The 24,641-nt window shown below is 40.2% G+C and carries 27 protein-coding genes and 1 riboswitch; of the genes, 10 read left to right on the top strand and 17 right to left on the bottom strand.

Features of this window, described 5'->3' with window-relative positions; genetic code table 11:
* Positions 1–59 precede the first annotated feature (59 nt).
* The 4 genes from ACW0TQ_RS01490 to ACW0TQ_RS01475 form a co-directional block, all read right to left on the bottom strand.
* Positions 60–542, bottom strand: coding sequence for a QueT transporter family protein (locus ACW0TQ_RS01490; protein WP_042532008.1), 483 nt, complete (start codon positions 540–542; stop codon positions 60–62).
* 8 nt (positions 543–550) lie between these two features.
* Positions 551–595: riboswitch (PreQ1 riboswitch) on the bottom strand.
* Positions 596–790: 195 nt separating this feature from the next.
* A complete protein-coding gene (locus ACW0TQ_RS01485; protein WP_212928594.1) occupies positions 791–1,777 on the bottom strand; it encodes an ABC transporter substrate-binding protein in 987 nt (328 codons plus the stop codon).
* Positions 1,778–1,795: 18 nt separating this feature from the next.
* Positions 1,796–2,575 (bottom strand): ABC transporter permease, encoded by a 780-nt coding sequence (locus ACW0TQ_RS01480; RefSeq protein ID WP_212928595.1) that lies wholly within the window; start codon positions 2,573–2,575, stop codon positions 1,796–1,798.
* Entirely contained in the window at positions 2,508–3,350 is an 843-nt protein-coding gene (locus ACW0TQ_RS01475) for an ABC transporter ATP-binding protein (RefSeq protein WP_193064013.1), read from the bottom strand. The genes ACW0TQ_RS01480 and ACW0TQ_RS01475 overlap by 68 nt, the downstream gene beginning before the upstream one ends.
* Before the next feature lie 617 nt (positions 3,351–3,967).
* Here ACW0TQ_RS01475 and ACW0TQ_RS01470 point away from each other — a divergent pair.
* A complete protein-coding gene (locus ACW0TQ_RS01470) occupies positions 3,968–4,825 on the top strand; it encodes a VOC family protein (protein WP_212928596.1) in 858 nt (285 codons plus the stop codon).
* Between the two features lie 87 nt (positions 4,826–4,912).
* The gene (locus tag ACW0TQ_RS01465; RefSeq protein ID WP_212928597.1) at positions 4,913–5,863 is read left to right on the top strand and encodes a calcium/sodium antiporter; all 951 of its coding nucleotides are present in this window, start codon (positions 4,913–4,915) and stop codon (positions 5,861–5,863) included.
* Positions 5,864–5,890: 27 nt separating this feature from the next.
* Here ACW0TQ_RS01465 and ACW0TQ_RS01460 read toward each other — a convergent pair whose 3' ends face one another.
* Positions 5,891–6,490 carry an alpha/beta hydrolase gene (locus tag ACW0TQ_RS01460; protein WP_042532024.1) on the bottom strand — a complete coding sequence of 200 codons (600 nt, stop codon included), beginning with the start codon at positions 6,488–6,490 and terminating at the stop codon, positions 5,891–5,893.
* Between the two features lie 24 nt (positions 6,491–6,514).
* Positions 6,515–6,958, bottom strand: a complete 444-nt coding sequence (locus tag ACW0TQ_RS01455; RefSeq protein WP_319022550.1) for a MarR family winged helix-turn-helix transcriptional regulator — start codon at positions 6,956–6,958, stop codon at positions 6,515–6,517.
* A gap of 247 nt (positions 6,959–7,205) precedes the next feature.
* Between ACW0TQ_RS01455 and ACW0TQ_RS01450 the strand changes: the two genes are divergently transcribed.
* On the top strand, positions 7,206–7,370 hold the full coding sequence (locus ACW0TQ_RS01450) for a hypothetical protein (protein ID WP_193064009.1): 165 nt from the start codon (positions 7,206–7,208) through the stop codon (positions 7,368–7,370).
* A 29-nt stretch (positions 7,371–7,399) separates the two neighbouring features.
* On the opposite strand, the gene ACW0TQ_RS01445 is transcribed toward ACW0TQ_RS01450, so the two are convergent.
* From ACW0TQ_RS01445 to ACW0TQ_RS01415, 7 genes are all read right to left on the bottom strand, one after another.
* On the bottom strand, positions 7,400–8,167 hold the full coding sequence (locus ACW0TQ_RS01445; protein ID WP_212928598.1) for an ABC transporter permease: 768 nt from the start codon (positions 8,165–8,167) through the stop codon (positions 7,400–7,402).
* A complete protein-coding gene (locus ACW0TQ_RS01440) occupies positions 8,164–8,907 on the bottom strand; it encodes an ABC transporter ATP-binding protein (protein ID WP_455725274.1) in 744 nt (247 codons plus the stop codon). Before ACW0TQ_RS01440 ends, ACW0TQ_RS01445 begins: the two co-directional genes overlap by 4 nt.
* A gap of 75 nt (positions 8,908–8,982) precedes the next feature.
* Positions 8,983–10,572, bottom strand: coding sequence for a Vga family ABC-F type ribosomal protection protein (locus ACW0TQ_RS01435; protein WP_368901517.1), 1,590 nt, complete (start codon positions 10,570–10,572; stop codon positions 8,983–8,985).
* A 427-nt stretch (positions 10,573–10,999) separates the two neighbouring features.
* Entirely contained in the window at positions 11,000–11,257 is a 258-nt protein-coding gene (locus tag ACW0TQ_RS01430; RefSeq protein ID WP_368901516.1) for a hypothetical protein, read from the bottom strand.
* Positions 11,258–11,375: 118 nt separating this feature from the next.
* The gene (locus ACW0TQ_RS01425; RefSeq protein WP_042532030.1) at positions 11,376–11,660 is read right to left on the bottom strand and encodes a YesK family protein; all 285 of its coding nucleotides are present in this window, start codon (positions 11,658–11,660) and stop codon (positions 11,376–11,378) included.
* Between the two features lie 116 nt (positions 11,661–11,776).
* Positions 11,777–12,667, bottom strand: coding sequence for an ABC transporter ATP-binding protein (locus tag ACW0TQ_RS01420; protein ID WP_084612916.1), 891 nt, complete (start codon positions 12,665–12,667; stop codon positions 11,777–11,779).
* 202 nt (positions 12,668–12,869) lie between these two features.
* Positions 12,870–13,832: an iron-hydroxamate ABC transporter substrate-binding protein gene (locus ACW0TQ_RS01415; protein WP_042532037.1), complete on the bottom strand. Its 963-nt coding sequence runs from the start codon at positions 13,830–13,832 to the stop codon at positions 12,870–12,872.
* Between the two features lie 201 nt (positions 13,833–14,033).
* On the opposite strand from ACW0TQ_RS01415, the gene ACW0TQ_RS01410 reads away from it, so the two are divergent.
* From ACW0TQ_RS01410 to ACW0TQ_RS01400, 3 genes are read left to right on the top strand one after another with little or no spacing between them, the layout of a single operon-like run.
* A complete protein-coding gene (locus ACW0TQ_RS01410; protein WP_042532039.1) occupies positions 14,034–15,050 on the top strand; it encodes a FecCD family ABC transporter permease in 1,017 nt (338 codons plus the stop codon).
* Positions 15,047–16,069, top strand: a complete 1,023-nt coding sequence (locus ACW0TQ_RS01405; RefSeq protein WP_042532041.1) for a FecCD family ABC transporter permease — start codon at positions 15,047–15,049, stop codon at positions 16,067–16,069. The genes ACW0TQ_RS01410 and ACW0TQ_RS01405 overlap by 4 nt, the downstream gene beginning before the upstream one ends.
* A 25-nt stretch (positions 16,070–16,094) precedes the next feature.
* Positions 16,095–17,105, top strand: coding sequence for an NAD(P)/FAD-dependent oxidoreductase (locus tag ACW0TQ_RS01400; RefSeq protein WP_042532043.1), 1,011 nt, complete (start codon positions 16,095–16,097; stop codon positions 17,103–17,105).
* Positions 17,106–17,175: 70 nt separating this feature from the next.
* Here ACW0TQ_RS01400 and ACW0TQ_RS01395 read toward each other — a convergent pair whose 3' ends face one another.
* Entirely contained in the window at positions 17,176–17,622 is a 447-nt protein-coding gene (locus ACW0TQ_RS01395) for a YaiI/YqxD family protein (RefSeq protein ID WP_042532045.1), read from the bottom strand.
* Positions 17,623–17,758: 136 nt separating this feature from the next.
* Between ACW0TQ_RS01395 and ACW0TQ_RS01390 the strand changes: the two genes are divergently transcribed.
* The 4 genes from ACW0TQ_RS01390 to ACW0TQ_RS01375 are packed head-to-tail and all read left to right on the top strand — an operon-like array spanning position 17,759 to position 20,355.
* A complete protein-coding gene (locus tag ACW0TQ_RS01390; RefSeq protein ID WP_042532047.1) occupies positions 17,759–18,268 on the top strand; it encodes a GNAT family N-acetyltransferase in 510 nt (169 codons plus the stop codon).
* A 12-nt stretch (positions 18,269–18,280) separates the two neighbouring features.
* On the top strand, positions 18,281–18,553 hold the full coding sequence (locus tag ACW0TQ_RS01385; RefSeq protein ID WP_042532050.1) for a DUF3219 family protein: 273 nt from the start codon (positions 18,281–18,283) through the stop codon (positions 18,551–18,553).
* 28 nt (positions 18,554–18,581) lie between these two features.
* Positions 18,582–19,160 (top strand): GNAT family N-acetyltransferase, encoded by a 579-nt coding sequence (locus ACW0TQ_RS01380; RefSeq protein WP_042532052.1) that lies wholly within the window; start codon positions 18,582–18,584, stop codon positions 19,158–19,160.
* A 10-nt stretch (positions 19,161–19,170) separates the two neighbouring features.
* Positions 19,171–20,355 (top strand): class I SAM-dependent rRNA methyltransferase, encoded by a 1,185-nt coding sequence (locus tag ACW0TQ_RS01375; protein ID WP_042532054.1) that lies wholly within the window; start codon positions 19,171–19,173, stop codon positions 20,353–20,355.
* A 97-nt stretch (positions 20,356–20,452) separates the two neighbouring features.
* Here ACW0TQ_RS01375 and ACW0TQ_RS01370 read toward each other — a convergent pair whose 3' ends face one another.
* From ACW0TQ_RS01370 to ACW0TQ_RS01360, 3 genes are all read right to left on the bottom strand, one after another.
* On the bottom strand, positions 20,453–21,361 hold the full coding sequence (locus ACW0TQ_RS01370; RefSeq protein WP_455725273.1) for a glycine betaine ABC transporter substrate-binding protein: 909 nt from the start codon (positions 21,359–21,361) through the stop codon (positions 20,453–20,455).
* A 733-nt stretch (positions 21,362–22,094) separates the two neighbouring features.
* Positions 22,095–23,030 (bottom strand): hypothetical protein, encoded by a 936-nt coding sequence (locus ACW0TQ_RS01365; RefSeq protein ID WP_052484980.1) that lies wholly within the window; start codon positions 23,028–23,030, stop codon positions 22,095–22,097.
* A 209-nt stretch (positions 23,031–23,239) separates the two neighbouring features.
* Positions 23,240–24,298, bottom strand: a complete 1,059-nt coding sequence (locus ACW0TQ_RS01360; RefSeq protein ID WP_256705718.1) for a hypothetical protein — start codon at positions 24,296–24,298, stop codon at positions 23,240–23,242.
* Between the last annotated feature and the right edge of the window lie 343 nt (positions 24,299–24,641).

The following is a 24,641-nucleotide window of genomic DNA, read 5'->3' as shown; positions in this document are numbered from 1 at the left end:
TACTTCTCCATTCTTAAAAAAGACGATGGATTACATTCTCCACCGTCTTTTTCTCTGTATTATATCATTTTATCAAAATGTATCCGTTTATATAAAGTATAGAAGATCGGAATGCCGATCAGTAAAACAATCAATTCACTGATTCCGGTTGTAAGCCATGTCAGCAGGAACGGTAATTGTAAAGCTATATTTAGCATAAAGGCAATAATAAACATATTAAAGCTGAAAATCAATGTATTTAGAAATAGCAGTGTCAGCTTGTTTTTAATATATTTTTTTAAGAAAATAATAATTCCTAAAGATATGGCGGTATGTGCTGTCCCGAATAAAAGATCCAATCCGCCTGCCATTGAAAATAAATTAGATGCAAATACACCAATCGTAATGCCGAAAAAGTAACGCTTATCAAAGATAATCAAATGGTTAAACATCTCTGATATTCGAAATTGAATCGCCCCAAATGCAACTGGGGAGACCAGTAGGGATACGGCGACATACAATGCTGCAATAATCCCGTTAATCACAAGTGTCCTTATATTCATATCCTGTTTTCCTCCTAGTTTTTTAGCGTGGGATGGTTACGAACCACGTTGAACCTAGCCTATCATACCAGTATCGAAGAAGGAAAACAATCGTTTTGTATATGTAATGATTTGGAAAACGCGAAGCCTTTAAACATAAAAACAAGTTTAACAGGGAGCGGACAAAATAAATGAAGTGACATCATGGAAAAGAAACGAAACTAAAAACAAACCCCCGGCTGTCAAATCGGGAGTTCGTCGTTATCAGGTTATTCTTCCAGTGCTGCTTCCAAAAATGTCCGATTAACCAATCCTTCAATTTCATCTGACTGCATATACCCAGCTTCGTAGCTGATCGTTGCCATTTCCTGCAGCACTTCTTCGTTGATTTCATACGTCGGATTGAGACGTTCGCTTGCTTCCAGCGTCTCCTCATAATCCAACTCGTTGCCTGTCGTTTCTTCAATGTGATTGACAAATAATTCAACTGCTTCTTCCTGATTCTCTTCAATAAATTCTACCGCCCTGGCGTGGGCACGCAAATAGGCCTGTGTTAATTCCTCATTGCTTTCCGTAAATGATTTTCGCGCAGTAACAACAGTTGTTGTTGATTCTGTACCCCATGCAAATTCTTCTTCATCAAGGAGGATGTCGGCGTTTGCCTGATTTTCCAGGTATACGCCCCAAGGCTCCTGTGTGGCCGCAGCATCAACGTCACCCTGCAGGAACAGCGTGGATGTATCGGCAGGCGCCTGCGGTACTAAGCTAATGGTTCCACCATCGTCATCTACTCCGAGTCCGACTTCATCTAATGCTTTTCGCAGCATGATGTCTTGCGTGGAACCGATCGTCGGGATGGCTACGCGCATGCCGTCAAGATCTTCAACGCTTTCAATCCCTGAATCTTCACGAGTGGCAAGGACAGCCCCGCCATTCACCGCTCCGGCAATGATTTCATGCTCCGGATTTCTTAAATAAGTTGTTGTTGCCGGAGACGGGCCAACAGTACCAATGTCGATATCCTGTGTGGACATAGCCTCCATAAAGGCACTGCCATCCGGGAATGTGGAGGTTTCGATATTTACCTCTTCTCCCATTTCTTCTTCAAAGTAACCATTTTCCAGCGCAACTACCGTGGTGATATGTGTAAAGTTAGGAAAATATCCAATGTGTATTTCATCGGCAGCTTCTTCTGAGCCGCAGCCTGCCGCTCCTAACAAAAGAAGCGCACCCAGGCCGAATAATATCTTTTTCATATCCTTCATCCTTTCCATTTAAGCTCCAACCCCCCATTTTCTTGCCACGGAACGCTCCATTCTAAGAAATACCTGATTATCCATAATCGTACCGATGACACCGATCACAATCATAATAGAAAGTACTAAATCCATCGATTGCAAGGAGCGTCCCATATCTAACAGATATCCCAGGCCGCCGTTCCCACCGAGAAGCTCCCCAGCCATGATTGCGCGCCAGGCGAAAGCCCAAGCAACACGAAGACCAGAGATGATGTGCGGTACAGATGCCGGAAGAATCACGGTCCGCACAAGATGCGTACCCGACGAACCTAATGTACGTGCAGCATTTAAATAAAGATTGGGCACATTTTTAAATCCGGTGCTTGCATTTACTGTCATTGTCCAGGTTGCTCCAATAGTCACAATAAATAAAATGGCTACATTCCCAAGTCCAAACCAGACAATAGCCAGAGGGAACCAGACAATACTCGGAATGGACTGTAACGCAGTCACAAAAAATCCAAGCGTATCATCCACCCATTTATAACGGGCAATTAAGTACCCAAAAATCAGACCTAAAATTACTGCTATGGAAAAACCGAGCAGCAGCCTCCCAAGCGTCATTCCTGTAGCTCCGAGTATTTGCCCGGAAATCAGACCGTTCACTAAGGTGCTTAATACCGTGACTCCGCCGGGATCATTCGGGATCAGCAAAGGAGGGAACATAAAGGTCGGAAACAGGTTGGTTTTAGATATGATCTCCCATATAGTCACGATCACGATCACGAACAGCGCTCGTCTTAAGGCGGTAATCATCCCCGAACTCCTCCTTCAACACTTTTTCCATTTCTTCTTCCAATTCCTTCATCACACGTGTTTCTAAATCTACAATTACACTATCTGATGGGTTACGCGGGCGCGCCGCCTGTACTCTGAAAGATTTTTTGATTGCTCCAGGTCTCGTGCTCATAAGCAATACCCGTTCTGAAAGCGTGAGTGCTTCCCGAATATTATGCGTGATAAAGAGAATGGTTTTTCCGGTTTTTTGCCAAATTTCTTGCAGCTCCTGATGCAAAATAAGCCGTGTCTGTTCATCAAGGGCTGCAAATGGTTCATCCATCAAAAGAACGTCAGGATCCATCACGAGAGCACGCGCAATTGCTACACGCTGCTGCATGCCTCCCGATAATTCATGGGGAAAAGCATGCGCAAAATTTCCGAGATGCACCATTCGAAGCCCTTCCATTGCTTTTTCTTCCGCTTCTTTTTTGCTCATTTTTTTCAACAGCAGTCCATATGTAACATTATCCATGACATTCATCCATGGAAATAAACCGCCTTGTTGAAAAACAACGACCCGGTCAGTCCCCGGTCCTTTAACTTTTTTATCATTCACATATACTTCTCCAGAAGTCGGGCTGTCCAGACCGGCGATTAAATTCAAAATCGTAGACTTGCCGCAGCCGGAAGGTCCAAGCAAAGAAACAAATTCGCCAGCTTCAATTTGGAGATCGATATCATGCAGGACATGGAGCGAATCCGTTTTGCCTTTGGGGAAGCTTTTATTTACCTGCTCCAGTTTTACCTTCATAAAGAACCTCTCCTTCAAAATAATAAATAAATATAAGTAAACTTATAAGGATTATATATTATGCGAAAAAAAGCGTCAAGGGAACTTGTATTGTGATACGTTTGGTATTTTATTAAATGAATTATAAAATCTTGCCCAAATGACAGGCATAAAGGGAAGGGTTCATGCGTTTTCTCTCAACGGCAGTTTTAAAAAAATGTTTCCGTTTGAAAAAACATTAAAAAAGAAGAATCAACACCAAAATCTATGGTTGGAAAATAGAATTAAATGTGATAAAAGCAACAAGCTAGCGGAGGAAAAACACGGAGACTCCTATGGGAAGGCGCGGGACATAAGTGCGACTATGCTTCTGTCTGCGCCTGCCGGCTTGCCAATCAGCAAGTCTTCTTTAAAGGAGATGAGCTCGGGGCCCATGGAAAGCGTAGTGTATTTCCGTAGCGGTCGCTTACAGCAAATATATATCTACTATGTCACCCATAGATTTTGGTGAAGAGCCAAAAAGAAAAACCTGCAAATATTTTGACCATCGTACTTACTTTATTTATAATAAGTTACATAAAGTAAGTTTATTATTTTTAGTTAATTATAAATCAATTAAGAAAGGTGACTAATACTATATGGAAAATAAATTTTTTGAATCTCCGACAATGCATGTATCAGATATAACCATTCAAGTAGCGAATTTACAGCGTTCCCTCGATTTTTATCATACTTTTCTAGGCTTTCAAGTGATGGAGGAGACAGAAAACCAGGCCATCCTTTCTGCTGATGGAAAGAAGGCTTTAATCATACTGGAACAGCCGGAAGGAGTGCTGCCGAAACAAGGCAAAACCACAGGGCTTTATCATTTTGCCATTTTATTGCCTCAAAGAGCGGATTTGGCGGCATTTTTAAAACATCTTCTGCAGGCAGGGAAAGCATACAGCCTGCAATTAGGGGCTGCCGATCATATTGTCAGTGAAGCACTCTATTTTTCTGATCCGGATGGAAATGGAATCGAAGTTGCCAGAGACCGATTGTCTAAAAGCTGGAAGTGGATAGATGAATCCGTGCAAATGAGTACGAATCCGCTTGATGCAGATGGACTGCTGGCAGAGGCTGCTGGTGATTGGCAGGGGATGCCTGTGGAAACACGTATTGGACATGTGCATCTCCATGTGAATGATTTGCTGGCAGCAAAGGAATTTTACATTAAGGGAATAGGGTTCCAAGAGGTAACTGGATTTCCTGGAGCATCTTTTTTATCTGACAACGGTTATCATCACCATATTGCGATTAATACATGGAATGGGGAAGGAGCACCGATTCCAGATTTACAAGCGGCTGGGATGCAGTTTTTTACAATAACGTACCCGAATAAAGAGGAGATAGACAAAGTGGTTCAAAGATTGGCAGCATTAGGTTATCCGGCTGATGAAGGAATGGTAAAGGACCCTGCAGGAAATCATATTTTTCTAACTGTTGCAGCAAAATAAAAAACATCTGCTTGAAAAAAGTGGATAGGTAAATCCAATTGAGGTAGAATAAAAACACAATATACAGCGAGAGATGGGAGCACCTCCATGGAATATATTTTATTAATTATTGGATTTGGATTGTTAGTAAAAGGGGCAGACTGGTTTGTTGACGGCTCCTCTAATGTTGCTCAGCTGCTGCGCGTTCCACCGATTTTAATCGGATTAACGATTGTTGCCTTAGGGACAAGTGCACCGGAAGCAACGGTAAGTATTATTGCAGCAGTGCAAGGAACAGCCGATGTAGCAGTTGGAAACGTCGTGGGAAGTAATATCTTTAATATTACGCTTGTTATCGGTTTGGCAGCTGCAATTTATCCGCTTCGGGTTCAAAATGAAATGATAGTCAAACAGATTCCTTTTGCATTACTGGCGGCAGTAGCCTTGTTTGCCTTAGGTAGCGATGTGCTGCTGCAAGGTTCGGGAGCAGATATCCTCAGCAGAGGCGATGGAATCATTTTCTTTCTGTTTTTAGCGATTTTTATGTATTACATCATTGAGGTCGGTTTGAAAAGCAGAAAAGAAACCAAAGCAGTCAGAGATTCCAATGTAAAATGGGGAAAGAGCACCTTCATTACGCTTCTCGGATTGGCTGCCATTATTTTGGGAGGGCAATTCGTTGTAACCAATGCAACAGAAATTGCTCTGTCATGGGGGATGAGTGAGGCGCTGGTCGGTCTGACCATCGTCGCAGTAGGAACCTCCCTGCCCGAATTAGTTACCTCGATATCTGCAGCGCTTAAAAATGAAAGTGAAATTGCCTTAGGAAACGTGGTCGGCAGCTGTATTTTTAATATCTTATTTGTTCTTGGTGCAGCATCGCTGATTACTCCTTTATCCATCAACCCTGTTATCTTCACAGATATTTGGATAATGATTGTGCTGACCATCCTTCTATTGATTTTTTCCAGAACAAGCTTTCGAATTGGAAGAAGAGAAGGGATTATACTTGCTCTTATATATGTAGCATATACCGTCTACATTATTATAAGAAATTAAAAAAGAAGGAGACCCGGTCTCCTTCTTTTACTTTGCATACCAGCTGGCAGCTGCTTTAACTTCGCTCATAGTCAGCTGGTGTCCATTACTCTCCCAATGGATATCAGCTTTAGCCCCGGCATTTGCCAGCAAACGCTGCAATTCCTCCGCTTCTTCCGGAGGGCACATCGGATCATTATTACCCGCAGCAATAAACACGTCTGTACCAGTTAAATCCGGAAGGTCAATGCCCTTTCTCGGTACCATCGGATGATGAAGAATTGCCTTTTGCAGGGAGTCTTTATAATGGAATAAAAGGCTTCCGGCAATATTAGCTCCGTTCGAATAGCCGATTGCTGTAACTTGTTTTCGGTCAAAACCTTCTTTTTGGCTAGCCTCATTTAAAAAATCATGTAATTCTTCTGTGCGTTTGATTAAATCTTCTTCATCAAAAACACCTTCCTCCAAACGGCGGAAAAAACGGGGCATGCCGTTTTCCAACACGTTTCCGCGAACGCTCAAAACATTTGCCTCTGAATCAATGATATTCGCTAAAGGTAATAAATCATTTTCTGTACCGCCTGTTCCATGCAGGAGAAGCAGGGTAGGACCAGTCGGACCCGCTTTTTCTTCATAGATATACTTCATTGATGTTCATCCTTCCCACTTGCGTTATTCTTTTTCAGCGGCTTGATGGCCAACCTTTTTCAATACCTCGATAACAGTCGCTTTATCGCTCTCTGAAATTCCTTGGAACATCTCTTCAATCACCTGCTGATGCTTCGGGAAAATCTCATCCATCATTTGTTTTCCTTTTGCTGTAATTTCTAAATAAACTGCTCTTCTGTCATCAGGACAATTTGTCCGGATTAAGAGCTCTTTTTTTTCAAGCTTATCAATGACGTAGGTTATCGACCCTGTGCTGATCAATACGGATTCCGAAATTTCCCGGATAGTTTGTCTGCCTTTATGATACAATGCTTCTAAAATAGCAAAGTCAGATGCGCGCATGCCGTGATTTTTGATATCTTTTTTTGTTAATTCTTCTAACGCTTTAGAAGCTTTCATGGTAATGACGAAAGCTTTCAATGATAAATTTTCAGCCAAAATAATCACCTCTCTTTTGTGATATAAAAATATATTTAATTAAGATATATGTAATTAAATAATAATGAATGATAACTAATTTGTCAAGTGAGCGAGGGAGAGGTATGTGCTTTGCGGCATCAAAAATCCTCTGGTGTTACAGTCATTACAGCGTTCTTTACAGGGCGGCTGTTTAACCTAAGAAAAAGTGTCGCGGAACACATGGTAGGGAAAACGATAAGAAAGATTGATGATTGAGAAATGAAGGAGAGTTAATGTGAGCAAGAATAAATTTGAAGAACATCTAGATGCAGCAGGAATTGCGTTTGATTTGCTTCTTTTCCTGCCTATATTTGTATCTAACTTAGCAGGAATTTTCAGCAAGGATGTATTTGCTGAAAACCCCTTGTATTTTCCAGCTATTTTATCATCGATATTATAGAGATATAATGACATAACAGTTTTAGAGCTTTAATTTTCTTCATCCGTTTTAATCTTATGCATCTGCATCCGTTCATTAAACAGTGTCGGATAGGAGAGAAAACCAAGCATAATGCTGGTTACAGCAGCTGTTGTCAATAATAGAAAGAGAATTAACAGCTGGAATTGGACTGCTTGGATTGGGTCAGCTCCAGCAATAATCTGCCCGCTCATCATTCCCGGCAGTTGAACGAGACCGATTGTTTTTTGACTTTCAATCGTGGGAATCAAGCTCGCTTTAATAGAATGAATCAAGGGCAAATGGATAGCCTGCTTTGGTGTTCCGCCTAAAGAAAGCAGGAGCTCTGTTTCTTTTTTCTGTGTTTGGATTTCTGATGTGAAACGGTTCAGAAAAAGAATGGCAAGCACCATGGAATTACCGACAACCATTCCGCTGATAGGGATAATGTATTGTGCAGTCGGCGGTGTAATTTGAAATCCCAATAGAATACCCTGTGTCAGCAGCTCAATAAAAACAAATGTCAGAATCAGCTTCCATATGATTCCCTTGATTGATGCGCCTTTTTTCTGTGCATTATGTGTGGCTGCGCCAATCATGAGAGCAACCATTAAGATAATAAAAAGATAACTGTCTGATTCAAAGACAAAGGTTAAAATAAAGCCGACAGCTATAAGCTGAATAATCGATCGAATGGTTGCGATAAACGTATCTTTTTCCAAGCCGAGACGTAACGTTTTAGAAAGGATTAAAGGAATCAGGACGAAAATAAGCGATAAGCTCAAGTTTAGGACGCTCATTGCCATTCCCCCTTCACAAATTCCTGTACCCGGGAGTCAGCCGGATTTTTCAATAAGTCTTTCCTGCCTGCCTCAACGAGTTCGCCGTTCATCATGACCCATGTATCATCGCCAATATGTAAAGCTTGTTCTAAATTATGAGTAATCCAGGCAATGGTCACAGAGAATTTCTGATTAATATGCTGGATTAACTGCTCTATATCCGATGTGGATACCCGGTCGAGGGAGGAGGTAATCTCATCCAGCAGCAAGACCTTTGGACGATTGACAAACGTACGTGCAATGGACACCTTTTGCCGCTGGCCTCCGGATAAATCTGTAACATCCCGGTGGAGAAAAGAAGCATCCAGTCCAACCTGCGTAAGCAAATGCGCTGCCTCTTCTTTTTCTAATTCTTGGTTTTGAAGTGTTTTTGGCATAGCCAGATTTTTATAAACGCTCCCCCGCAGCATCGTCGCATCTTGAAGTGCAATGCCAACGGTACGCCGTAACGCAGTCGGTTCCATGGTTTGAATGTTTTTTCCAAATAGATAGATGTCCCCTTTGGTTGGAGAAATCAATCCGTTTAATAAGCGGAATATCGTTGTCTTTCCAGCTCCGGAAGGGCCGACAAAGGTGGTGATTTTTCCTTCAGACAGGAAGCCGGATATATCTTTAATAATATCTAAATCTTCATCAGAATAGCTGACATGGTTTAGTTCTATGGCTGCTTTATCGGTTGATTTCATTGTTTGCTCCATGGTGAAGTTCCTTTCTGAAATGGGTATAGAAGAGAAGCAGGAGAGAGAATCTCCTGCTGAACAAATCTTATTCTATCATTCCTCTTGTTGATTTAAAAGCGTGCGTTTTTGCTGGAGAAGCTTTTGAAATTCCTGATCCAGTTCATCCGACGGCTCCAGGCTGAGCTTGCTTAATGTTTCTGTTATCTTTGTTTCAATAATCATTAACTGCTGTTCGATTGGATCTTCCTGTGTTTCTTTTTCTGTTGATTCTTTATGGAGCTGCTGGATGCTTCCATCAAAAAAGGTAAGCTGCTGCTGGCTTATTTTAATGACCTTGGTTGCGATATTATTGATAAACTGCCGATCATGGGATACAAATAAAACAGTGCCCTCATAGGCTTGAAGCAGATCTTCTAATGCTTCGACCGCCTCGATATCGAGGTAGTTTGTCGGCTCGTCAAGAATCAGCATATTGATATCACTGACAAAAAGCTTTGCAAATGCCACCTTAACCTGCTCTCCGCCACTGAGTACATGGACAGGCTTAAAAACATCATCACCATAGAAATGCAGCCGCGCTAAAACCGTCCGAATCAGAGTTTCATCCTGCTTAGATGTTTCTTTGACATTTTCCAGAATCGACTTTTCCTGGTTTAAGGTAGATAAATCCTGTTGAAAATAACCAATTTTTATAGACGGATTTAAGGTGATACCGATATCTTTATGCATTATTTTTTTAATGAACGTGGTTTTGCCTGCTCCATTTGAACCGATGATGCCAACCTTATCTCCATTTTTGATATTTAAACTGGCTTTTTCCCATAGTTGCTTTCCGGGAACAGCACCTTCTACATCCTCTATCCGTAAAATAATTTTCTGCTGTAATTTCTCTTGATGGGGAAGTGTCATTTTCAAGGGAGCAGCTTCTTTTACCTTATCCACTTTTTCCATATTATCTAACCGGCTTTCTAAAGCTTTGGATGTTTTTTGCAGCTTTTTCTGCTTTTTCGCAAAGTAGGGTTTCGCCCCTTTTAAGGATTCTTCCGTAGAGCCAATTTTGCTTTTCGGTGTTTTGGTTGCCCGCTGTGCTTTTTGTTCTTTTTTCTCTATCGCACGCTCAAGCTGCCTTTTTTTCTGCTGATAATGCTCATAATCCAGCCGTTGTTTTTCGAGTTCTTTATCCTTTTGCTCCCGGTATGCTGTATAATTGCCGGAATAAATTTGGATGTGCTCTTCGTCAATTTCCCAAATTTGCTGACATAGTTTATCTAAAAAATTACGATCATGAGAGACGATAATTAATGCCCCCTGCCAATGGGACAGCTGCTTTTCAACCCATTCAATATGAGCAGTATCCAGGTTGGTTGTCGGTTCATCAGCAAGGAGGAGACCGGTTTGTTTCTGTAAAGCTTCTACAATATACGCCTGCGTCACTTCGCCGCCGCTTTTTTGATCACGCTTCTCTTTTAATTGTGGCAATAATTCCACCGAAGTATGCATATGAATCGTACCTTGCTCCGGTGGAATGTTACCGGCAAGCAGGTTGAGCAGCGTTGTTTTGCCCGAGCCATTTTTTCCGACTAAACCAATCCGGTCTTTGGCATGAACAACCAAATGCTCTATCGAAAATAATTCCCGATCTTTGATACTGTGTTTGATATGATGTGCTTCTAAAATTCTCATAAAATCATCTCCGTATCTATGAAGGATGGGAATAGGGGAGTTAATTGCATAAAAAAACCCCTATTCTGCATTCAGAACAGGAGTCGCCAAAAAATGAAATGGGCATACGTATCGCTCATTTCATACGGGTATTTATCACAAAGGATAAAAGGCTAATCCTGTTCTGAAATCGTTCCATGAGAGCATGAAAAATAATACAGCAAGAGGGCACACGGATTCTGAGTTTCCGATCTGCTGTTATCATCCTCTTATGAAATTCATTCTTTTAAAAAAACAGGATTAGTACTTCATGTTCCCTTTGTTCACCCTTTCGATTATTGTTGATTACAGTATAGCGGAAATAAGAAGTTTTGTCATTAAAAGAAAATGGATACATAAATTGAAATTAATATTAACTTAATATTAAAAGCTTCGCTACAGAAAAACACTACGCTTTCCATGGGCCCGAGCTCATCTCCTTTAAAGAAGACTTGCTGAATGGCAAGCCGGCAGGCGTAGACAGAAGCATAGTCGCACTTATGCCCTGCGGGTGAAAAGAAGACTTGCTGAATGGCAAGCCGGCAGGCGCAGACAGAAGCATAGTCGCACTTATGCCCCGCGGGTAGAAAAAAAGAAGTACGCTTTTTTTCTGCGGGGTCTTCACACTGGGACTGGGACTGCGATTACTCGTCCCACCGAAAACCATTGCGCTTTCCCATAGGAGTCTCCGTGTTTTTCTTCCGCTGGTTACTGCTTCAATCATCATTCACTTTAATGAGTAATACAAAAATGTAACTTCTTACTTCAATATATACAGCCAGTAATTACTCTTTCTCATTTTTCGATTTATACCATGTGGTTCCAGCCATTAGTAAGATATTTAAGATGGAGGCTAACAAAGCGCAAGCTCCTATAAATAGCAGTCCTAATCCTTGCCAGCCGTCTGTAACAAAAAAGCTTGTCAGGATGAGTAAAAAGCTTAAAAGACAAGTAATCAAAGGAAGAATAATTCTTTTTTCCTTTAGGAGCATACTCAGCAGGAATATAACGATTCCCATTCCGATAACATATACAAAAAATTCTATATATCCTTCCGCTGATCCGTTCATTGTTCTTTCCTCCTTGAACCATGATTCCTTGTATAATCATCATCCCTGCAGGAACAAAGAAAAAACCAGACAAACTTCGATTTTGATAAAATCATTGTCTGGTTTTTCCAGTCTTATTATAAAGCTCTTGGTGTCTTATGGATGGAATTCTCCTGTACAGCATCTTTAATCAAACAGTTTCCGCGTCCATGCGGTATACACATTGGCGTACCAAAAATCGGGTCACATGCAATATTGCACCGCATCCGGAAAACGGCGGAGACAAGCTCAGCGGAAATGGTATCCTCCGGCTTTCCCTGTGCATATACTTTTTTATCTTTAATCGCAATAATATGATGCGCATAGCGGCTTGCCAGATTCAAATCATGCAGTACCATAATAATTGTACGGCCGTCTTTTTCGTTTAATTCAAACAGAAGGTCAAGCACATCGATTTGGTGGGTTAAATCAAGATAAGTAGTCGGTTCATCCAATAAAATAATGTCTGTATCCTGTGCTAACGTTAAGGCAATCCATGCACGCTGACGCTGTCCGCCCGACAGCGAATCGACAGACTGATCTTTTAAATCGGACATATTTGTATCTTCTAATGCCTTTTGTACCGCGTCTTCATCCTCTTTGGACCATTGCTTCATCACCTTGCGATAAGGGTGCCTGCCTTGTTTGACAAGTTCATAAACCGTCAATCCTTCGGGGCTGGTCGGCGCTTGAGGCAGAATAGCCATATTCTGCGCAACATCTCGTGTACGCATTTTAGCGATATTTTGTCCATTTAATATAACAGATCCCTGCTTTGGCTTTAATAAACGTGCCAAAGAACGTAATAAAGTTGATTTTCCACAGCCGTTTGGGCCAATAAAAACAGTGATTTCCCCTTTAGGGATAGCAATGTCTAATTCATCTATAATAATCCGATCTCCGAACCCAAGTGTTAAGTTGCTTGCTGTTAATGAGTTCAATGAAAACGCCTCCTGACCTAAAAAGGTGCGTATAGCTACTAACTTCATTTTATTGCTAGAAGGGTAAATAGTCAATGATAATAGTTTTCAATTAGGTGACAATTTAATAAAATATATGAGAAAGAGGAGGCGAAGAGAACCTTATATTAACCTGATTAAAAAAAGAAACCCTTATGAAATCAATGAGAATACATTTGATTTCATAAGGGTTCTAAATGATAAAGCATGTTGTTTTATTTAACTTGATGTCTTATTTAAATAAATCAACAAGCATGTCAATGGTTTGTTCTGAAGCAACGAGACCGCTGTTTGTCCAGTTACTTTCGTCTTCAATGTAGTAGACCTGATCATTTTGAACAACGTCGGTATTATTCCAGACGTTGCTGTTTTTCAATGCTTCGATGCCTTCATCGTCTTCGTAGCCTAAAATAATCAGATGATCGGCATCCATTTCAGAAAGCTTTTCTAAAGAAATTGGGTTCCAAGCCTCTTCGCCTTTTCCAAGTTCTTCTACAATCTCAGGAGCTTCTACATCTAATTCATTGTAAATCATATCTGCCGTGTGACGGTTTTCTTCAAACAAGAAATATTTGCCGCCGACAACCCACATCATTGCAACAGATTCATCGCCTAATGTGTCATTAAGCTCTTCCTTTGCCTGGTTTACCTTTTCATCGTAATCTGCCAATGCTTGTTCCGCTTCATCTTCTTTTCCAAGGATTTCTCCAAATTTTTGTAAACGTACTTTCCAATCATTTACTTCTTCTTCGGACAGTACATAGGTTGGAGCGATTGCTGCGTAGTCTTCATAAGAGCCTTCATAGTTATCTAAGGTATGGTCCAATATAATAAGGTCAGGCTCTATGCTTAGCACTTGCTCTAAAGGCAGTGTCCATTCAATGGTTTCTACATCTGCAAGATCTTCTTCCAAATAATCCTGGACACTTTCGCCGATTGCCCATTTTGCGACAGGCGTTTCGTCAAGCGCGATCAACGTGTCCTCATTATAGGAAGCAAGGATTTTTTCGGGATTTGCAGGAATAGTAACTTCCCCCATCTCCGAATCAACAGTAATTTCAGCTGCTTCGTCGGTATCGCCGGATGTATCTGCATCATCAGATTCGCCATCATTACTGTTGCCGCAAGCAGCAAGAAGTAAGAGGGCAGTAAGTATCAATATAAATAAATATCTTTTTTGCATTAATTTGTTCATCTCTTTTTCTCCTTTTATGTTATAATGAACGTCTAACGATAATGATAATCACTTTCAATTAGAAAGTCAATACGTTACAGCACAATAGAGATACATTGTTTTTAGTACGTAGAAATAGGAAAGGACTTTTGTTTTGCACTTTAAAAAGTGATATCATAGCACAATCATATTCTATGAAGAAATAATAGGAGTATACAAGAAATGAGATTGTTTTCACATTCTTCTCAATTAAGAAAAGTATTGATAAATATGATAGGCATTTGTCTCGTTGTTTTTTCGGTTGGCATGTCTATCTCTTATGGTGCAACCACAGTAGATTTACATACGGTTTGGCAGGCTGTTTTCCAGTTTAGTGAAGGAGAGCAGGCGCATCAGGTTATTTGGGAGCTCCGGATTCCTCGGGCTCTGGCTGCAGTGCTGGTAGGGGCGTTTTTAGCTGTATCGGGCTCTGTGATGCAGGGGATGACACGGAATCCGCTTGCCTCTCCATCGATTATGGGGGTAACAGACGGTGCTGCATTTATGCTTGTAATCATTCTTGCTTTTTATCCGGCAGTTTCGAATGTGGGCTTAATGTTTGCTTCATTTATTGGGGCAGGTATCGCAGTAACACTGGTATTTTTAATCGGCTCTTTTTCCAGCAGCGGGTTAACACCGGTTAAATTGGCACTGGCTGGAGTAGCAATTGGTACATTATTACGATCTGTTTCCTCGATACTTTCTCTGCATTTTCAGCTGGAGAGAGATATCGGCTTTTGGCTTGCAGGCGGTTTAGATGGAGCGGGCTGGAATGCGATAAGCCTCCTCCTTGTTGCAGGAGTGATAGGGATTGTACTGGCATTATCCATTGCAAAATCAATTACGGTCTTAAGTCTTGGTGATGATTTATCTACTGGCTTGGGGCAGAATAACACCTTTATTAAAATTGCCGGGATTGCGGTTGTTTTAATATTAACTGGTGCGGCGGTTTCGGTTGCGGGTTCCGTCGGGTTTGTGGGGCTGATTATCCCGCATATCACACGGTTTATTATTGGCACAGATTACCGCTGGATTATTCCGACCTCCGCAGTGTTTGGAGCTTTATTGCTGGTAAATGCAGATTTGATTGCACGAATTATCAATGCCCCTTTTGAAACACCGGTAGGAGCGATTACATCGATTATCGGTGTTCCATTCTTCCTCTATTTAGCCAGAGGCAGCGGGGGTGACAGAAAATGAATACAGTAGAAAAGCAAAAGAGATTTCGGTTTTGGATGATAATAAGCATATTGATTATCGGAACGATTGTTTTTTCCTTTATCAGTTTAAATCTGGGTGCCATTTCGATTTCTCCCGGAGAAGTCATTCAAACGTTAATGGGACAGGGATCAGACAGGCAGGAGCTTGTCTTGTTTCAATTTCGGCTGCCGGGTATTATTTTAGCATTATTAATTGGAGCCGGCTTGGCTGTTTCCGGAACCATTATGCAGGGCATTACCCAAAATGGACTTGCTGATCCGGGGATATTGGGAATTAATTCAGGCGCGGGCTTTGCCATTGTCTTATTCCTTTATTTCTTTCAGGGAGTTATTCCGGCAACCAGTGCGCTCAGCACTTACATGCTTCCTTTTGTTGCGTTAATTGGAGCTTTTACGGCGGCCGTTTTGATTTATGCCATTGCCTGGAAAAAAGGAGTATCACCGATTCGGCTTGTGCTGGTCGGAATCGGGGTAAACGCAGCATTTGGCGCACTTATGACTATTCTACAGCTAAGAATGGATCCACAAAATTATCGTCAGGTAACCATCTGGCTATCTGGCGAGATTTGGAGTGAGAACTGGAGCTTTGTTTTAGCATTATTACCTTGGATGCTGATTCTGATTCCAGTTGCTATAAAAAAAGCAAGAAACTTAAATGTTTTTCATTTAGGAGATGATGTTGCTTCTGGTCTTGGAACGCATGTAGAGAGAGAGCGGGGCGTCTTATTATTAATTGCTGTCGCATTAGCAGGAGCATCCGTTGCGGCAGGCGGAGCGATTGCCTTTTTAGGATTAGTTGTTCCACATATTGTCCGCAAGCTGGTTGGACCGCTGCACCATTATGTGATTCCGATTTCCGCCTTGCTGGGTGCATTTATATTAATGACAGCTGATATGATTGGAAGTAATATTTTAGCACCGACTACGATACCAGTGGGAATTGTGGTATCAATCGTCAGTACACCTTATTTTGTTTATCTACTGATGAAGACAAAATAAAAATGGGGAAAGGACGTAGGTAATCATGAAGGAAGAAATTTATGACGTAACGATTGTTGGCGGCGGGCCTGCCGGATTGTTTGCCGCCTTCTATAGCGGAATGCGGGAAATGAAGACCAAAATTATTGAATATCTGCCATACCTTGGCGGAAAAGTGCCTTACTTTTATCCGGAAAAGGTAATTCGCGATATTGGCGGTATTGCGCAGGCTACCGGCGAAGAAGTAACAGAACAGCTGGTAGAACAGGCGATGACATTTGACCCGGCAATTGTTTTAGGAGAACAGGTCGTGGATATGCAGCGAATGGAAGATGGAATTTTTCAGCTTGTAAGCAGCAACGGAAATGTTCATTATTCGAAAACAGTTATGCTGGCAACCGGGTTTGGAACCTTACATTCTGTAAAATTGGACCATCCGGAAGCAGTCTATTACGAAGAGAAAAGCCTGCATTACACGGTAAGAAAGCTGGCAGATTATTATGATAAGCATGTCCTGATTTCCGGTGGCGGCAACAGTGCGGTAGATTGGGCACTGGAGCTTGAAAATATAGCAAAGAGTGTGACGCTCATTCATCGCCGCAATCAGTTTAAAGGACTGGAGAGCAGTGTGACCAAGCTGAAAAATTCGCGTGTGAGCATCATGACACCGTATGAAATCAAAGCACTGCATGGAACAGATGGCCAGCTTGAAAAGGCGGTCCTTGGTCATTTAGAGGATGAAGCGGAGGAAAAAGAGCTTCAGGTTGACCGGCTGGTGGTTAATCACGGTTTTCAAATCAATCTGGAACCAATCACGACGTGGGGATTGGAAATGATTGATGGCATGATTGCGGTGGATTCCAGCATGCAGACATCGGTTGAAGGAGTATTTGCAATCGGTGATATCGCGCATTACCCGGATAAGCTTGGATTGATTGCCGGAGCGTTTAATGAAGGACCGATTGCAGTCAATCATGCGAAAAAAATCGCTGACCCGGAAGATCCGATAAAGCATTTATTCTCCACAAATTATGCAGCTTTTACGGAAGAGGAATAATGTAACAAAAAAGCACTCTAACGTTTTCTAACAGGTAATGAAGGTTAAGAAAACAGAAAGAGTGTTTTTTTCAGCCCTTTTCCGGCAGATATTTTTGAAAAAGCTCAAGAAACTTTTGCCGGTCTTCTCCGGTCAATGCTTTAGGGCCCTTAGTGTGCTTCCCGCTCCGTCTCTCTTTCGCACTCAAGTAACGGGACTGCAGCAGCTGATCGATATTATCATTGGTATAGGCGAACCCTTTATGATGCAGTACATAACAGCCCTTCGCAAGTGCAAGCGAAGCCAGTCCATAATCCTGTGTAACGACAATATCATTCTTTTTCGCCAGCTGCATAATCCGGTAATCCGCAGCATCTGCACCTGTGTCTACATAAATGGTTTCCACCCCTTCTGGATACTCCTGTAAAGAAAAATGTGAGATACTCGTTACCAGCACAACAGGAACCTTCTTGTGACCAGCTTCCTCTATAATAATGTTTTTGACAGGGCAGGCATCTGCATCGACATAGACTTTCATTTGATTCACTTCCTTTTTTCAACGTTTCTAATTATTGTAGCAAATAATTATGTAACTTGTCTTATCCACTAGAAATTCATATCAAAAGCCTGTAATATATGAATCACTATCTATCGTGAAAAAGGAGCTTGGATGTATGAGTTTTTTCATTGAACAAATGAAGCCGGAAGACTGGGAACAGGTATTGGAAATATACTATCATGGAATGGAAACACAGAATGCAACGTTTGAAATGAATGAACCTGACTGGAAATCCTGGGATGATTGGGACCGAGATCATTTACCGCAGTGCCGGCTGGTTTTCCGCGAGGGAGAGAAAATTCTTGGCTGGGCATCGCTGCTGCCTATTTCTGCAAGAGAAGCATACCAGGGCGTTGCCGAGGTAAGTATTTACCTGCATAAAGATGCTATGGGAAAAGGCATTGGAACAAAGCTGCTGCAAGCATTGATTGAAGCAAGTGAAGAAGCAGGAATGTGGACACTGCAATCCGAAATCTTTCCGGAAAATACAGGAAGCCTGAAGCTGCATGAAAAGATGGGCTTTCGCAAGGTCGGGTTTCGTGAAAAAATCGGACAAATGGAAGACGGCAGATGGCGCGATGTTGTACTTGTGGAACGTCGAAGCCAACGCGTAGGATGTAAATAGGGAGGAGATTACATGGAAATCAAAATTAATGGGCAATCGTTTGAGGGGAAACAGGTTGAATTGGATGAAACAGCTGACAAAAAGCAGGTTGCATTTTCATTTGATGTAATTAGTGAAACCTATCATGACGTGACATCCTTGCTTTATAAAAATGATTTTGAGGTGGAAATCCCGGAGAAATCCATAGCTTTTTCCGCGACTATCAACGAATATTCTACTTCTATGACAAATTTATATGAAAAAGGTAATACAAGTGAATTTTATTTGAAGCTGCGTGAAAAATAATTTTTATGATGTGGGGGAGAACAATACAATGGAACCAATCTTATTATCCTTTCCAGACCAATTTGAAACAGAGCGTTTAATTATCCGGGCGCCAAAGCCTGAAGATTGGAAGCCTATTTATACTGCAATGCAGGCTTCTATCAATGAATTGAAGCCCTGGCTTCCATTTGCACGTCAGGAGCAGACGGAGCAGGATGTGCAAAAAACAACAAAGGAAGCTTATTTGAACTTTCTTTCGCGAGAAGATTTACGTTTCCATGCTTTTGATAAAGAAACTGGAGAATTTATGATTTCCAGCGGTCTGCATCGCATTAATTGGGATGTAAGAAAATTTGAGATTGGATATTGGGTTGATACAAAGCATAGTGGAAAAGGCTATGTCACAGAGCTGGTAAAAGGACTGACTTCCTTTGCTTTTCGGGAGCTCGCTGCAAATCGGGTAGAAATCCGATGTGATCCTAAAAATAGCAGAAGTAAAACAGTTGCTGAACGATCCGGCTTTGAACTGGAAGGAATTTTGAGAAATGATGTTATAGAAGAAAACGGGGAACTGAGAGATACCTGCATTTTTGCAGTGATTGAAGACCCGAATATAGTTAAGAAATAAGGGTGAAGCAATGAAGCGGGTAACGGTAAAACAAACGCATGTAAAACATATCAAACAGCAAAATCCATTGATTTTAGAAGAAGCTATTCATGGAGCGGATAAGCTTCATGAAGGAGAAATCATTGCCCTTCATGCACAGCAGGGAGAATTTTTGGCACAGGCTTATACAGGTCGCCAAAATAAAGGAATGGGCTGGGTGTTAACGTTTAAACAAGAAGACACCATTGACCAAGGCTTCTTTAAACAAAAGCTGCTCACAGCGATAAATAAGCGCCGCTCCTATTATCAGGCAGAAGAAACAACTGCCTTTCGTGTGTTTAACGGAGAAGGAGACGGAATCGGCGGCTTGATTATTGACTATTTTGAAGGCTACTATGTTATCCAATGGTACAGTGAAGGGATTTATGCGTTCAAAGACTGGGTTATACAAGTCTTTGATGAACTGGGTGACTATCAGGGAATCTACGAAAAGAAACGCTTTGACACGAAAGGACAGTATGTAGAGGGTGACGATTTTGTAAAAGGGACAAGAGGCGAATTCCCGCTTATCGTAAAGGAAAATGGCATGAACTATGCGGTTTACCTGAATGATGGAGCGATGGTGGGCATTTTCTTAGACCAGCGCGATGTCCGTAAAGCATTACGCGATAAATACGCAAAAGGAAAGCATGTATTAAACACCTTTTCCTATACCGGCGCTTTCTCCGTAGCCGCTGCACTTGGAGGAGCAGCAAAAACCACCAGCGTAGACTTAGCAAAACGGAGTAAAAGTAAAACCATTGAACAGTTCAGTGTAAATGAGGTTGATTTTGAACAGCAGGATATTATCGTGATGGATGTATTTGATTATTTCAAATATGCGAAGCGGAAGAAGCTGCAATTCGATGTCGTTGTTTTGGATCCGCCAAGCTTTGCGCGTTCTAAGAAAAGAACCTTCCGGACAGCAAAGGACTATCCGGAGCTGATAGAGAATTCCATTGACTTGCTGGAAAAGGACGGTGTGATTATTGCATCCACCAATACTGCTTCTTTTGGAATGAAGAAATTCAAAGAGATGATCCAGCGCGGGTTTCAGGCTAAACAAAAGAAATATACGATTCTGGAAGAATTCTCATTGCCGGGTGATTTTGCGGTGAATAAGCATTTTAAGCAGGGAGATTATCTGAAAGTGATCGTGATTCAAGTAAAAGATTGATGCATAACACTGTAGTTATGCAAAAACAAAAAAAGAGGCTGTTGTATCGTCAAGTAATCGATGATACAACAGTCCTTTTAAAGTATTTGATAGAAGGCTACTCCTTTGGTTCTAAATCTTCAATCGAATCAATATCCATATATTCAGGAACAACAAAACCATTTTGAAGACCATCCAAGTTTGGACCTAAGTCAACAAATTCACCTTCGTAGCGATCATACAAATGCCCTTGTGTTATTGGTAATGCCGGAGCAAAGGTTGCATCAACACTGTCGCCGGCAATGCTTTCAAATAAAATGGCAGGGTCGACTTCTGTTACGGTAACATCATAGCCATACTCGGTGAGTACTTGTTCCATAACTGCTGCAGATGCTTGCTCTGCTTCCCAAGGCATAGAACCAATCTCGATTTTTTCTCCATCTGCTTCTTCGATATTTTCAGTCCACTCATCCACTTTATCCGGATTATCTTCCACCCAGTTAGAAGCAGCAGTTTCAACATCTGAATCTTCTGCTTCATACATTACTTGTTCTACGTCATCTAACTCCCAGTTAAATGCATCGAGCAGTTTATAAGCGTCCGGCATGTCTTCTTCTAAGCCTAAGCGTGTGATTGTATGGGCAGATTCGCTCTCTCCCATCGTACCTTCCGGGTCTTCGAGCATTTTTAAATCGTATTGGAGAAATTTATGGTGTGGTATCCAGCCAGTAAAAATAATTGGATCTTCATTACTTATTGCATCAGCCAATTGTGCAAGCATTCCTACTGTTGAACTTTCTTCAAGCTCCCAGCCATCAAGATTATCGTAAGTATCAAGCGTATTATTTGCGGTTTCTGTAACACCTGCACCAGGTTCAATACCTGTAATTGTGTAGTCCACTTCTTCACTATAATTAATGTCTCCTCCAGCCTCTGCTGAATCTTCCTCTGTTGAATCATTACCACATGCAGCAAGCAGAAAAATAGAAGCTATACCTACTGCTGACAATGTTTTTAATGCGTTCACAAATGACAACACCTTTCTGAAATTGTTCGTTTGGTACTACGTTTTTAATCGAATCAAAGTCCATATAATCATCCACTATCAGGTATCTTCAAAATTCTCAGAGTCGTTGATATCGGTAAGTAAGCACTTAATGATATGAGCAGCAAAATGTTGAAAAATGGCTGCTGAAATATCTTAAGTCATTTTTAAGTATATATTCAAAATCCGATAATCGTATCATTCACATTCGCTTAGACCCTGATGAATCTGATTCTTTCATTTCATCACCACCGTCCCGCGAGTAATGTAAGTTTTAAGATTGCCCATGGCATAGAACATCTTTAAGGACTTTGAAAAATATCGTACCGTTTCTGAAATATTCTGTTAAGTAAAATTATTTTACTCGCTTCTATACAACCTAACACAAAGTATAAATATAAGCAAAGTACCGTCATATGGCTTTGCATGCTTTAGAGACAATATTATTCAATATTAAAGCGTAGGTAAGAAAAAGAATACAATCTGATTTTATGGATGAAGTTTCCCTTTATAATTATTTCAGAAAAATGCTAATAAAAATCTCAAAAACTATTGAATAAATAAGCATTTTAAGCAGAGGAATTATTTGGTAGTGGTTATGATTCAGGTAAAGGGTGAGTAGTTTTAATTGTGATGAGAACAATGTATCTCATCAAATGTAAATAAAAGCAGCAAGCAATGAATTCATTACTTGCTGCTTTTACAATAGATATCTTTAGGACGATAATAATATCTTCCAATAATCAGAAATATGACTAATTGTTTTATTTGTTTGCTCTTTAATAGAATCTTTTGCTGTTTGTAAATTTGAATCTTTTGATGAGAATCCTTTTGTCACATAATTCACCAATTGTTCTTGTAATTGAAACATAAGCAAATCAACTTCAGAAGCATCTTTCAGTTCATTAAACTGTTTAGTATATTTGTCTACCATATCCATAATTTCTTCAGATGTATATTCTGTGACGCCAAGCTTATTCGTGATAGTTAGATTTTTTCTTTGTTCTGCATCTAATGAAACAGGTGGCAAATTAGTCATTTTTGCACGAGCTTCAAAAAATTTTTCATGAACAGAGCGATGATTCGTAACAGCATCTTTATTATGTGTAGTATATTGGTCGATAAGCTGGTCAAAACCTTCTTTCACCTTAGAATTATCTGTTAGAAATTTATCGCTGAATACGTGAAGTGCAGATACGGAAGAAGCAAATTCCAGCTGTGCTTCAGCTGAACTTAACATTAATTCTCCACCGCCGCGACCTCCACTGCCCATTCTTCCATTAACATGATAGTGTCCTAAACTATCAAGGGCTTCCGTTACTTGCATCAATATATTTTCCATATTCTGAATAGTATCTTTGTCGTGATCCTCATAGAAACCTGTTTCATTTAAATATTGACTAAACACCAAATATTGATGATACGGACGATAAGAAAAAAGGTCAGAAGGATCAGCATTTGGATTTACAATGGAGTTTACCATGATTTCGTGACCTTTATCCATTTGCTCTCTTAAGGTTTTTACTTCATCAGAGAGTAGTAAGGAATCTGACATTTTTAAATGTGCATTGGTTTTCTTGACATTTGCTAAAGAAGTTTCTTTTGATACATATGGGGTGCCGACTCCCGTATAATAACCATCAATTTGCATATTTTCACCTCTTCTTAGTATAAAAATTATGATTGAGAAACATCCACCAAACTTTCTTCCTCCAATAATCTTAGAATGGAAGGATAACGGATGATAATTCTTCGGTATATATAAATTAACGAGGTGAATAGGTAGGAAGCGGTTCTATACCTGCTGCATAATAAAAATTTAAACCGCTAAAAAAATCTATTGTTTTACCTGTGCTGATATCAAAGACTAAAATATGCTCTCCATAATTGAAATCGTGTACATCTAATCTTCGTGGTGTTTTTTTTACCTAAGGTGTCAACAAATGAATTATGGTAAATTGGATTTGTACCAGATTGATACTGTGATTCATTGTACATAAACCCAGTGTCTATGTCTAAAGCAAGAAAAAGTACTTGCTGTGAACTTGTATAGTTAGAATTATACGAATAAACATTTGGTAATATATCTTTTACTTGAACATTATAAACCTCATGAGTACGCCGATTATAACCACCGTTGTCTGAAAAATAGAATTCTCTTTTCCAACTTAAATTTGAATTACTACTGCTCCAATTCAATACGTGAGTACCGTTTGCATAAACCGAACTATCTGCATACTCAGCTACTACATGACTAAGTGAACTTGTAAATTCTATGATATTCGTATAGTTAGGTGGAATAGAAGCATTCATTCTCAGATTATAATTATCGCCTACTTCTCCTGTAGACCTTACTTCTAATGCATAATCTCCTGCTGGAAGATTAGGAACAAGTAGCCATTGATCAGTACCTTTTATAATTCCAGTGTTATACATAATCATGCTGTCCCAATCAACAATATACAATTCTACTTCATAATTTGCATTATCAGACGAGAGTCTTGTCAGTACCCCTCTGTCTGAAGTAGGACTAAAGAAAAAAATATCTGTAGGGTCGGCTTGAGATAGATTACTTGTTGCGTTCATAATTAAACCATCTATTTCATAGAGTGCTTGTGGCTGAACTGTATCTGAATCTTGAACTGGCTGGATAGTGTCCTTTGTTTTATTACTCAGGTCATCATTATCCTGCTGAATTTCTTTTGTGTCTCCTGTTTTCTCTAAATTAACAGGTGCATTTTTAATTTCACTTGAATCTAAGTTATTGTCACTATCTGCTTCTTGCAAATTTTTTTGAATTTCTTTAATTTCTTCAAGGTTTTCAGAATCAGTACTTGATGTTTCATCAAATTCATCTGCATATACAATATTCTCCGTACTTATTGTGCTAAAAAATAATAAAATCGCGATGCTTAACATCTTAACATCATTAAAAATCTAATTTTCTTATTGGTCATTGATAATCCTCCCTTTATTATATATGAAAATAAGTATATCTATCCTTTATTTCGGTCGGATTAAGAAATAATGAAGTAAAAATACCTATTTAATTTAAAAATTTTTAAAATTAAGGCTGAACAGTGAAATTACCTTATATCTTAAGGGAGCTCTCTTACTTGTATATAGATTAAAAAGTTAGTAAAGAGTATACAAGATATTAAAAGTAATTAAGCAAGATATGATGGAATAAAAAAAATCTCAAAAACTATTGAATAAATATTCTTTTTATTGCATAATAATTCATAACAACTTATTGAAGAGG

The organism is Oceanobacillus sp. M60, from assembly GCF_053839645.1.
Note: the sequence above shows the minus strand (reverse complement) of the source record. Positions and strands in the feature narration are given on the sequence as shown.